The sequence below is a fragment of the Streptomyces sp. NPDC054872 genome (assembly GCF_053610705.1).
Window position 1 is genome coordinate 1 of the sequence record NZ_JBSGYY010000094.1, and the last position, 1,487, is coordinate 1,487.

1 protein-coding gene is annotated in these 1,487 nt (G+C 66.1%); it reads left to right on the plus strand.

The window, feature by feature from the left end; all coding sequences use genetic code 11:
- On the plus strand, window positions 1-1,487 hold a 1,487-nt coding region (locus ACWGIH_RS43455; RefSeq protein ID WP_453691784.1), incomplete at both ends, for a non-ribosomal peptide synthetase.

Below are 1,487 nucleotides of genomic sequence, written 5' to 3' on the forward strand. Positions count from 1 at the left end.
TCCTGGAGTTCTCCGTTGATCTGTTCGATCGGGGGACGGTTGAGGGTTTGGTGGAGCGGTTCGGTCGGGTGTTGGCCGGTGTGGTGGCGGATGCTGATGGCCGGGTGAGTGGGCTGGAGGTGTTGTCGGAGGCTGAGCGGTGTGAGTTGTTGGAGGTGCGGAATGCGACGGGTGTTGTGGTTCCGTGGGTGTCGTTGCCGGTGGGTTTTGAGCGGCAGGTGGCATCTACTCCCGGGGCGACGGCCGTGGTGTTCGAGGGTGTGGAGTTGTCGTATGCGGAGCTGAATGCGCGGGCGAATCGTCTGGCGCGGTTGTTGGTGGAGCGGGGTGCTGGTCCGGAGCGTGTGGTGGCGTTGATGTTGCCGCGTTCGGAGTGGTTGCCGGTGGCTTTGCTGGCGGTGGTGAAGTCGGGTGCTGCGTATGTGCCGGTTGATCCGGCGTATCCGGCGGAGCGGATCGCGTACATGTTCCAGGACGCCGACCCGGTGTGTGTGCTCGGATCGGAGCAGACGCTGGCGCGACTCCCCGAGGAGCTGTTGGCCCGGGGCGTCGAGGTCACGGGCGATGCGGTGGCCGGGTATGCGGACGCGGATTTGTCGGTGGTGGAGCGGGGTGGTGTCGAGCTGCGGCCTGAGCATCCGTTGTATGTGATGTATACGTCCGGGTCGACGGGGCGGCCGAAGGGTGTGGTGTTCCCGGCGGGTGCGATGGTGAATCTGCTGGCCTGGAACGCGGAGATTCTTACCGGTGGGGTGGGTAAGCGGACCGGTCAGTTCGCGGCTTTGGGTTTTGATGCTGCGGCGCATGAGATGTTCTCGGCGTTGTGGTCGGGCAAGGCGTTGGTGGTGCCGCGTGATGAGACGCGGCGTAGTGCGGCGGAGTTGGTGCGGTGGTTCGCCGAGCATGAGGTGGGTGAGTTGTTCGCGCCGATGCCGATGGTGGAGGCGGTCGCGGAGGCGGCGGCTGAACTCGGTGTCGATCTGCCTGAGTTGAGGGATGTCGCGCAGGCTGGTGAGGCGTTGGCGTTGCACGGTTCGGTGCGGGAGTTCTTTACGTCGGTGCCGGGGCGTCGGGTGCACAACTATTACGGGCCGACGGAAACGCATGTGGTGACGGCGTTGTCTCTGGAGGGTGATCCGGCGCAGTGGCCGGTGTTGCCGTCGATCGGTCGGCCGGTGGCCAACAGTCGGGTCTATGTCCTGGATGAGCGGTTGCGTCCGGTCCCGGTAGGGGTGGCGGGCGAGCTGTATCTGGCGGGTGCGCAGTTGGCCCGCGGCTATCTGAATCGCCCCGCCCTGACGGCCGAACGCTTCGTGCCCGACCCCTTCGCCACTCCCGGCGAGCGGATGTATCGCTCGGGTGACCTGGCGCGGTGGCGGGCGGACGGCAGCGTGGAGTTCCTGGGGCGTGCGGACTTCCAGGTGAAGATCCGTGGTTTCCGTGTGGAGCTCGGTGAGGTGGAGGCGGTGGTTGCCTCGCATCCGGAT